The organism is Bathymodiolus platifrons methanotrophic gill symbiont, assembly GCF_002189065.1.
GTDB lineage: Bacteria > Pseudomonadota > Gammaproteobacteria > Methylococcales > Methylomonadaceae > Methyloprofundus.
In genome coordinates, this window is sequence record NZ_BDMN01000360.1 from 1 (window position 1) to 8,175 (window position 8,175).

Sequence of the window (8,175 nt, forward strand, 5' to 3'; positions counted from 1 at the left end):
CGAAATGCCATACCTGACATAAAAGAAAACAGCATAAAGAATGACATCTTGAAGTTTATACAAAATATTCTTAATAGGTGCTAAAATGACATTATGTCAAAATAATTCCCAGAAATAAATTAGAACAATGAAAGAAAAAACAGAATTTTCTACTCTTCTTGAAAAAACGGGACTTACTAAAGAAGAGGCAGCCGAAAAAATGGGGTATACGATAAGAACAATTTATAGATGGGAACAAGGAGATACACAGCCTCGTAAAAATGTTATGGATTGGCTCGTTTATCAATCTGAAAATAAAAACCGCTCACTACCTGTCTTGAATGAAAAATTTAGATTTATTGATTTATTCGCAGGAATCGGAGGATTAAGAAGAGGCTTTGAATCTATTGGTGGTAAGTGCGTTTATACAAGTGAATGGAATGAATATTCAAAACAAACGTATTTAGCAAATTTTGTTTGTGATCACGAAATAGATGGAGACATAACAAAAGTTCCTGTTGAAAATATTCCTTTTCATGATGTTCTTGTTGCCGGCTTCCCTTGTCAGCCTTTTTCAATAGCTGGTGTTTCTAAAAAAAATTCTTTAGGAGTTGCTCACGGCTTTAGGTGTGAAGCTCAAGGAACTTTATTTTTTGATGTTGCTAGAATAATAGAACACCACAAACCAAAAACTTTTTTGCTGGAAAATGTAAAAAATCTAGTTTCACATAACAAAGGAAATACTTTTAAAGTAATAAGGGACACTTTAGAAAAAGAGTTAGGTTATAACATTAGCTGGAAAGTAATTAATGGAAAAGGCTTTGTACCTCAAAATCGAGAGCGTATTTTTATAGTTGGGTTTCGTGAAGATGTTGATTTTGATTTTGAGAATATTGTGATACCAAACCCATTGGAAGGACCTAAAATAGGTACTATTTTACACCCTGAAAATGGCTCAGAAACTGAAGAAAAAAGATTTACAGAAGGTGATAAAGCAACGGTATTAAACAAATATACTTTATCAGATAAACTTTGGTCTTTTTTACAAGGTTATTCAGCTAAACATAAAGCAAAAGGTAATGGTTTTGGGTTTGGAATGGTTGAAAAAAACGATGTTGCTAGAACATTATCAGCCAGGTATTACAAAGATGGTTCTGAAATTTTAGTAAAACAGGAAGGTAAAAACCCTAGAAGATTAACGCCTCGAGAATGTGCAAGATTAATGGGTTTTGACAGCCCTGATGGATCAAATTTTATAATTCCAGTTTCAGATACTCAAGCTTATAAGCAATTTGGAAATTCAGTTGTTGTTCCTGTAGTTAAGACTGTTGCTCAATACATGCAACCATACATTATCGAATCTATAAGTTTAGAAAAAGACAAAGATTTATTCAATACCTTCGCCAAAATAAGGGAGAGAAAAAACTAAAGATGGCCAGAAATCGGTAAAATACAGGTCACAATACCACAGCACTTACCAAAATCTGACCATGTTCGAAATCATAGCAATACTTGAAGCCTTGAGTCCAAGCTTATCTACCAAAAAACTGAAACACTTAAGCTTAATCATAGAATCGATGCTATCAATGACTGGACGTGTCACGATGCTAGGCATTTCCAGGTGGACTGAAAAAGGCGGTAGTTACCGTACTGTTCAGCGTTTTTTTGAGGAAAAACAGCAATGGGCTGAATTACGCTGGTTATTGATTAAGAGCCATATAAGTGAAAAGTGTTTGGGTACATGGGTTCTTATTGGGGACGAAGTCGTTGTCACTAAATCAGGAAAGAAAACATATGGCTTAGGGCGATTTTTTTCGTCCATTCAAAACCAAGCGGTGCCAGGTCTGTGTTTTATCAATATCTCTTTGCTTCATGTTGAGTCGCGTAAGTCTTATCCGTTACTTGCAGAGCAGCTTCTAAAAAAAAGCCCAGGAAACTGCGCCTAAAAGAGTAACAGAAAAGGGAAAGCCTGGCAGACCCAAAGGTAGCAAAAATAAAAACCGGACAGAGGTGGGTTTTTCCGCTTTTCAATTACAATTGCAGGGTTGTATTCGACAGGCACTTAGTTTGACAGGCGCGCCATGCTACCTCACGAAATTCCGGGACTCCTGTCGCCATAATTCGTTCACCTACGCAGCGGATGGGAGATGCCCTGAACGCCCTGCGTCCGCAACGACTACGCACAAAAGCCGCTTCGTCATTACTACCTCACTGGCTGGACGGCTATTCGGAATGCAATTCTTGCTCCTCTCGCGTGCTGCTAGCACACGTCGAATCAGCGAATTGCCCTGTCGCCTATCAGGGACTAAAAATCACCACTTCGCTAAGCTCCGTTTCCATGATTTTTAGCGTAGGCTGTACACTCACAATGGATTATTTTGTTTATGATGGTGCGCTAGGTAATAACGCGGGGTTACAAATGGTCAAGCAGCTCGGATTACATTTGGTGTCTAAATTACGTCACGATTCTACTCTCTATTTCCCGTTTGCAGGTGAATACGCGGGAAAAGGAAAGCCTCGCAAATATGGCGAACAACTCACCATAGACACATTGACTGAAGATAGCTTGCGTGGAAGAACGGTAAAAAAAGATGTCGAAACGAGCCTGCATCAGGTTCAGGTTTTGCATAAAAACTTTGCAGGATTAGCCAATATTAACCTCTTGTTAATCCTAGCAGGGGTTACCACCATGATCGACATATTACAGGTTAAATATTTGAATAACATCATCGAACAGGATCATCGCTTTATCAAAAGAATAACAAAACCGATGATGGGCTTTAAAGCGTTTCACTCCGCTCAAGCAACCATTAATGGAATTGAAACGGCACATATGATCCGAAAGGGACAATTGTCTGAGGAAAATATTCCTGCGTATAAGCAGTTTATGGCTTTAGCAGGATAGTTATGCCTGAAGACCAGGAGGTCTGCGTTTTTGATAATTATTGCGACAGAACCCTAGCTTTTCCTTTTACCATCATTATAAAATCAGAAAAACTCATTAACCAATTTTGTTGGTTATCTTGATAGGTTTGATGCAGCCCTTTGGGTATAACAAGCTGAAGGTTATTTGATTTCATTTCATTAGTTTGATTTTCACTAATACCTGGTTGTAAAGTCAAAAGATGTTTGTTCTCTATTTTGGCTGCTTCTGATAAAACCTGTCTCCATCTATCTTTACACGTAGATTTTACGCCTAACATTGAAAGCTCATGGACTGGAAAAGAAGTATTATGATAATCTTTCATACTAGGAAATAAAAAATCAGGTTTTGTTTTATTCTCTGTAACAGCTTGCCTATCATATTGGACATTACACGCTTTAAAAACAGCTTCAACATGATGCTCTAAAGCATGTCCAATTCTTGATTTTCTTCTATTTTGTACACTTAAAGAAAATTTAATAAACCCCTCAACATCAGCCCCCTCAGGTTCTATAAAACCATTGTTTAAGCGTTCAGAAACTATATGTCTTTCCATTCTCCTGAATAGCTTTTCTTCCCACTCTATCCAAGATAAAAGCGCTTGATCAGGATCGTCTTGGGGAACAATTCCAGAAATGGTATTTCTGGCAAAGTCTGAAAAAATAACTGTTTTTGGGAATGCACCGTTAAATTTCTCTAACAGATTATCTAATCTTTCTGATTCAGGCTCTTCAACTTCAATTCCGAGTTCTTCAAGAATAAATCGAACAGCAAAATCAACCTGAATATTTTCTTCTTCTTCAATTTGATGATATTGAAATTTTGCTTCTATATTTCCATGAAGATTAAACAACCAAAGCAATTGATTTTCTATTGTGCTTCCTTCTGAAACAACAATAATCATAAATTCGTTATTTGGTCTTTTTGCAACTATGAGAAGATCATTAACTTGAGCAAGTTCCATTACAGGATTAGACCGAAAATAAAGCCTATACTCGGTTCTGGTTAGGTGCTTTTCTCTTGAGTCATACCAAGTCACAAATGAATCTTCTGATATCCCCTCGTTCTCTTCACCAAGCCATAAAAAACGGGCTGGGCAATCACTAAGCTTATCTCTTCCAAGGAGGTTTAAAAGTCCTCTAGCCCCATTAAATTCATGTTGATTTGATGCTTCTGCATTAACCTCGACAGAGCTCAACCTCTTTACAGATACCCCTTGAAAATATTCAGATAAAAAACCTTTTTTCATGTTCCTTTATGGCCTGTTATTTCCTGATTGTTTTGTTCAGATTGTAACCATAAAATGACATCGTTTATTAATTCATCAGATATTATTTTATGCTTCCCAAATTATAAGAATCCTCCAATTTGAAGATAATATCTTATAGTTTTTCCTGTCTCTTTCTTTATTTTTTGTGATCTTTTCCTTCCAGAATTCTGGTCTACTGGATGGCCACTTGAATAAATGACAATTGTGGCCATGCCAAAAACATCCATTTATAAAAACTAAAGATTTATATTTAGGAAAAACCATATCAGGTTTACCTGAAAGGGTTTTATCATGTAATTTATATCTTAATCCTTTGGTGGATTCAACTCTGAAGTGCAATTCCTGTAATCATGCGGCCTCACGTTTATTATTATGAAAAAACACAGCATGAGGGGTGTCATAGTTTAACGTTTTTCGTGGTCGGTGGTTGAGCTTATTCATAACAGCTTCGACCTCCTCACCCCTTATTTCTTCAAAGCTACTTCCTTTAACAAAGTATTGCCTTATCAGCCCATTGGTATTCTCATTCAAACCTCGCTCCCAGGAAGCGTAAGGATGAGCGAAGTAAACTTTCGTTTCTAATTGTTCCGCCAGTTTTTCGTGTCCTGCAAACTCTTTGCCATTATCTGCTGTTATCGTATGGGTCTTATCCAAATAAGGCTTCAGAAGCATGATAGTCCCTTCTGTGACGACTTTGCTCTGCTTGCTATCGACCTTTTTAATCAAGGTGAATTTAGAGACGCGATCCACTATCGTCACTAGGGCTCCTTCGCTGTTAATCCTGGTCGGGGAGTCGCTATTTTTGCGAAAGCTTGTTTTGGGCATCCCAGCCCAAGCAAGCAGCAAAAACTTAACGCGACCACTTATGCCTCCGGCGGCCCCGATTCGTCCTCGTCACCTCGTCCCGACCCAACAAGGGGTCGGAACATAGGCTCCAAATGACTTGACGCCGTGTCGGATGGCCTTTTATTTTGTCTCCACCTTCGCTAACGCTCAGACTCCGACAAAACAACGACCCTACGGCTATCGCGGACTAAAAATCATCACTTCGCTTAGGCTACGTTTCCCTGATTTTCAGCGATTGAGTTTTAAAAACTTCCATAGCGCCCAAAAAACATTAGCAGGTATTGAGATAATGAAAATGATCAAAAAAGGACAAATGTTCGGAGGGGATGGTTTGTCTCCTGCAGGACAGTTTTATTCATTAGCTGCATAAAGGTCGGTTATGACCAATCTTTACCGTCATAATAAGTTCTTGCGACAGAACCGAAATATGGGTAAAGCTTGACGTAATACAGCAGAATCGCTGTGCTTATTGTGAGGCAGCAATAAAAACAGAAAGAGAAAGCAGTAATTCGCATATAGAGCATTTCCGGCAACGCAGAGCCCATAGTTACCCTCAAGGCACTTTTTTGTGGAGTAATATGTTTGGCTCATGTTCGCGTTGTTCGCTCATTTTGATATTTCGGAGAACTAAAGTTTCGATTAGTAGGTATAAAAGAGGTTAATATGAATGTATTAAAATTGAAAAAAGTGGTTTGCGTTATGGGGATGGTTTTATCTGGACCCGTGATGGCTTATGGTGTTCCCCCTGTGAGTCCTGGGGGGGATCTAGTTCTTGACATTGAGGAGGAAAGGAGACTCGTTGCTATAGAGTTCAACACCGAGGGTGTTTTTACGAACTCGAGAGGTTTGGAGGTAAATAGAGTCGCCCTTGAGGGGTTGAATGAAATATTACCCCCTATTCCTGAGAATAGAACCGAACCTCTAGCCTTAACCTTTTGCTCTAACACTGATGAAATTCAGTGGGGGGATTGTCCTACCTATGAACTTGGAGGTAGAGGTCCCGCGGGTGGTTGGGTATTTTATGTTTCGGATAGCGGAATGCGAGGAATAGAAGCGGCTCCAGTTGATCTACCAAAATCTGAATGGGGATGTTACAACATTAAGATTGAAGGTGCAGAAAGTAATGCGGTTGGAGATGGCCAGAAAAACACTAAAGCTATCTTAGATGCGGGGTGTGTGGGTAAATATACTGACAGTACAGAAATAGCAGCACGGTTAGTGAATTCCTATGAACTAAATGGTTTTAATGATTGGTATTTACCATCTGAGGACGAACTAGGCTTGATGTATTTTAAATTGAAAGAAAAGGGACTGGGTAACTTTGTTACTTATGGCTCTTACCGTAGCTCCACGGATGGGGGATCGAATATTTACTCGCGAGAAAGAGCTTTTTCATCGGGTCAAGCCTTTGGACTTGGTAGAAATAGCCGGGCTCATGTTCGCGCGGTTCGCTCATTTTGATATTTCGGAGAACTAAAGTTTCGAGTAGTAGGTATAAAAGAGGGTTCTGTCGCAAGAACTGGTTCTTGCGACAGAACCCGAAAAACGTTAAACTATAACACCCCTCACACTGTGTTTTTTTATAATAATAAACGTGAGGCCGCATGATTACAGGAATTGCACTTCAGAGTTGAATCCACCATTTATAACATATTGATTTAAAAGTATAATTAATGTATCTCTCTGGTTTTTAGTTTAATTTTTACCTATTTTTAAGGTAAATATGACTAGAATCAGGTAAAAATAAAATATATCTACTTGATTTTAAAGTTAAAAAATACGCTGAGTAATTATAAAATAACAAAACCGATGATGGGCTTTAAAGCGATTCACTCCGCTCAAGCAACGATTACTGGAATTGAAACAGCACATATGATTCGAAAGGGACAATTGGCTGAGGAAAATATTCCTGCTTATAAGCAGTTTATGGCTTTAGCAGGATAGTTATGCCTGAAGACTAGGTTTCCTGCATTTTCAAAAAAACTTGCGACAGAACCACAATATGAACTTAAAAACAAAACAATTATTGATTGCCACTACTTTAGTGTTTTTAACTACTCTGGCAGTAGCTGATGTAATTCCTTCACGAGGTGATAAAGATGGTTATACCTGGTATTACCCCTGTCATAATATTGATGATGTTACGGGCATCTTAATCGTTAATAAGAATTCTATATTTATTAACGGGGCCTTGGATAAAGCACATCATAAAAATGGGTATACAGGATGCGATCTTATTATAATTGTTGACGCGGCGCATCCTGAAGGTTGGGATTACACAAACCTTGATTTCCAAAAGATGTGGGGGGATCTTGAAAAGTTTTTAAGTAATCACAATATACCAGTGCTATTAGAGTCAATTACAGATGCTGAGACGGGAGATATTTTACATAACTTTCCACCAGAAGTAACAGTTGAGAATATACCTGATGACGTACGTGAAGCTATTTATGATACTGGATACAATGATGCTTATTACACTGGATTTAATAAAGGACATTCCTCTGGAAATAAATATGGGTATGATTCTGGTTTCAATGATGGCTATCTAATTGGTTTTGATAATGGTTATGAGCAAGGTTATGTACCTGATTATTAAAACACTACGGATGATAAGTAACCGTCGCTGAAAATGCTGGTTATCAATCACCATTACAATTTGAGAGAGAGTTTTATAGGAAAGTGTCCGGTTTTTATGAACCCTTACACAGTTCTATCGAAGGAACATATCAAAAAATATATATACTACGGAGGTAAGAATGAAGAGCTTTAAACTTGTGACAGCACTGCCATTTGTGTTGGCGTGTAACACTATATTTGCAGATACAAAAGATGACATAGTTGAACAAAACAAAAATGCTATAGCTAAGAATACTAATACTATAGCATCCAATAAGGAATCTATTGAATATTTACAGGATGTTTTATTGGATATACCCGAGGATATACCTAAGCCTTTACGTTTAACTTATTGCCATGGAATGGATATTATACAGTGGGGTGGTTGCCCGCAGCTTTTAGGCACTGAAATTACCCTTAAGGTTATATATCAACCCTATCCGTCAAGTGCTATTGGAACTATCAGTTCAATTAACCTTGAAACGGTTATTGATCCAGGACATGAGTTTCCTCGTATTAATGAATTAGATATTTATAA

11 protein-coding genes and 3 pseudogenes are annotated in these 8,175 nt (G+C 38.0%); 10 read left to right on the plus strand and 4 right to left on the minus strand.

The window, feature by feature from the left end; translation table 11 throughout:
* The first annotated feature begins 127 nt into the window (after positions 1–127).
* Both dcm and CDZ78_RS17525 read left to right on the plus strand, forming a co-directional pair.
* Positions 128–1,408, plus strand: a complete 1,281-nt coding sequence (gene dcm / locus CDZ78_RS17520) for a DNA (cytosine-5-)-methyltransferase (protein ID WP_087871138.1) — start codon at positions 128–130, stop codon at positions 1,406–1,408.
* A 61-nt stretch (positions 1,409–1,469) separates the two neighbouring features.
* Positions 1,470–1,925 (plus strand): transposase, encoded by a 456-nt coding sequence (locus tag CDZ78_RS17525; RefSeq protein WP_087871139.1) that lies wholly within the window; start codon positions 1,470–1,472, stop codon positions 1,923–1,925.
* Positions 1,926–2,010: 85 nt separating this feature from the next.
* On the opposite strand, the gene CDZ78_RS22320 is transcribed toward CDZ78_RS17525, so the two are convergent.
* Complete coding sequence (locus CDZ78_RS22320) at positions 2,011–2,163, minus strand: hypothetical protein (protein WP_167374381.1); 153 nt, start codon at positions 2,161–2,163, stop codon at positions 2,011–2,013.
* Between the two features lie 190 nt (positions 2,164–2,353).
* Here CDZ78_RS22320 and CDZ78_RS23885 point away from each other — a divergent pair.
* Both CDZ78_RS23885 and CDZ78_RS23335 read left to right on the plus strand, forming a co-directional pair.
* Positions 2,354–2,509, plus strand: a pseudogene (locus CDZ78_RS23885) (transposase); the annotation flags it as partial.
* Between the two features lie 102 nt (positions 2,510–2,611).
* Positions 2,612–2,884 (plus strand): annotated as a pseudogene (locus CDZ78_RS23335) (DDE-type integrase/transposase/recombinase); the annotation flags it as partial.
* A 37-nt stretch (positions 2,885–2,921) separates the two neighbouring features.
* Here the strand turns inward: CDZ78_RS23335 and CDZ78_RS17535 are convergent.
* From CDZ78_RS17535 to CDZ78_RS17545, 3 genes and pseudogenes are all read right to left on the minus strand, one after another.
* A complete protein-coding gene (locus CDZ78_RS17535; protein ID WP_087871141.1) occupies positions 2,922–4,151 on the minus strand; it encodes a type II restriction endonuclease in 1,230 nt (409 codons plus the stop codon).
* Between the two features lie 87 nt (positions 4,152–4,238).
* Entirely contained in the window at positions 4,239–4,511 is a 273-nt protein-coding gene (locus CDZ78_RS17540) for a very short patch repair endonuclease (protein WP_087871142.1), read from the minus strand.
* Between the two features lie 9 nt (positions 4,512–4,520).
* Positions 4,521–4,949 (minus strand): annotated as a pseudogene (locus CDZ78_RS17545) (IS30 family transposase); the annotation flags it as partial.
* A 181-nt stretch (positions 4,950–5,130) separates the two neighbouring features.
* On the opposite strand from CDZ78_RS17545, the gene CDZ78_RS24395 reads away from it, so the two are divergent.
* The 6 genes from CDZ78_RS24395 to CDZ78_RS17575 form a co-directional block, all read left to right on the plus strand.
* Positions 5,131–5,388, plus strand: coding sequence for a hypothetical protein (locus CDZ78_RS24395; protein ID WP_087871143.1), 258 nt, complete (start codon positions 5,131–5,133; stop codon positions 5,386–5,388).
* Between the two features lie 55 nt (positions 5,389–5,443).
* Positions 5,444–5,680 (plus strand): retron system putative HNH endonuclease, encoded by a 237-nt coding sequence (locus CDZ78_RS17555; RefSeq protein WP_263459148.1) that lies wholly within the window; start codon positions 5,444–5,446, stop codon positions 5,678–5,680.
* Between the two features lies 1 nt (position 5,681).
* Positions 5,682–6,479 (plus strand): Lcl C-terminal domain-containing protein, encoded by a 798-nt coding sequence (locus CDZ78_RS17560; protein ID WP_087871145.1) that lies wholly within the window; start codon positions 5,682–5,684, stop codon positions 6,477–6,479.
* A gap of 297 nt (positions 6,480–6,776) precedes the next feature.
* On the plus strand, positions 6,777–6,962 hold the full coding sequence (locus CDZ78_RS17565) for a hypothetical protein (RefSeq protein WP_373862498.1): 186 nt from the start codon (positions 6,777–6,779) through the stop codon (positions 6,960–6,962).
* Positions 6,963–7,020: 58 nt separating this feature from the next.
* Complete coding sequence (locus CDZ78_RS17570) at positions 7,021–7,617, plus strand: FliH/SctL family protein (protein ID WP_087871146.1); 597 nt, start codon at positions 7,021–7,023, stop codon at positions 7,615–7,617.
* A 160-nt stretch (positions 7,618–7,777) separates the two neighbouring features.
* Positions 7,778–8,175: hypothetical protein (locus CDZ78_RS17575; protein ID WP_140414168.1), on the plus strand; the 398-nt coding region annotated here is incomplete at its 3' end.

What these genes read in the sequence shown, in the direction of transcription:
- CDZ78_RS17570 (WP_087871146.1), top strand. Translation starts at nt 7,021, where the DNA reads ATGAACTTAAAAACAAAACAATTATTGATTGCCACTACTTTAGTGTTT.
- CDZ78_RS24395 (WP_087871143.1), top strand. Translation starts at nt 5,131, where the DNA reads ATGGCCTTTTATTTTGTCTCCACCTTCGCTAACGCTCAGACTCCGACA.
- CDZ78_RS17560 (WP_087871145.1), top strand. Translation starts at nt 5,682, where the DNA reads ATGAATGTATTAAAATTGAAAAAAGTGGTTTGCGTTATGGGGATGGTT.
- CDZ78_RS17535 (WP_087871141.1), bottom strand. Translation starts at nt 4,151, where the DNA reads ATGAAAAAAGGTTTTTTATCTGAATATTTTCAAGGGGTATCTGTAAAG.
- CDZ78_RS17525 (WP_087871139.1), top strand. Translation starts at nt 1,470, where the DNA reads ATGTTCGAAATCATAGCAATACTTGAAGCCTTGAGTCCAAGCTTATCT.
- dcm (WP_087871138.1), top strand. Translation starts at nt 128, where the DNA reads ATGAAAGAAAAAACAGAATTTTCTACTCTTCTTGAAAAAACGGGACTT.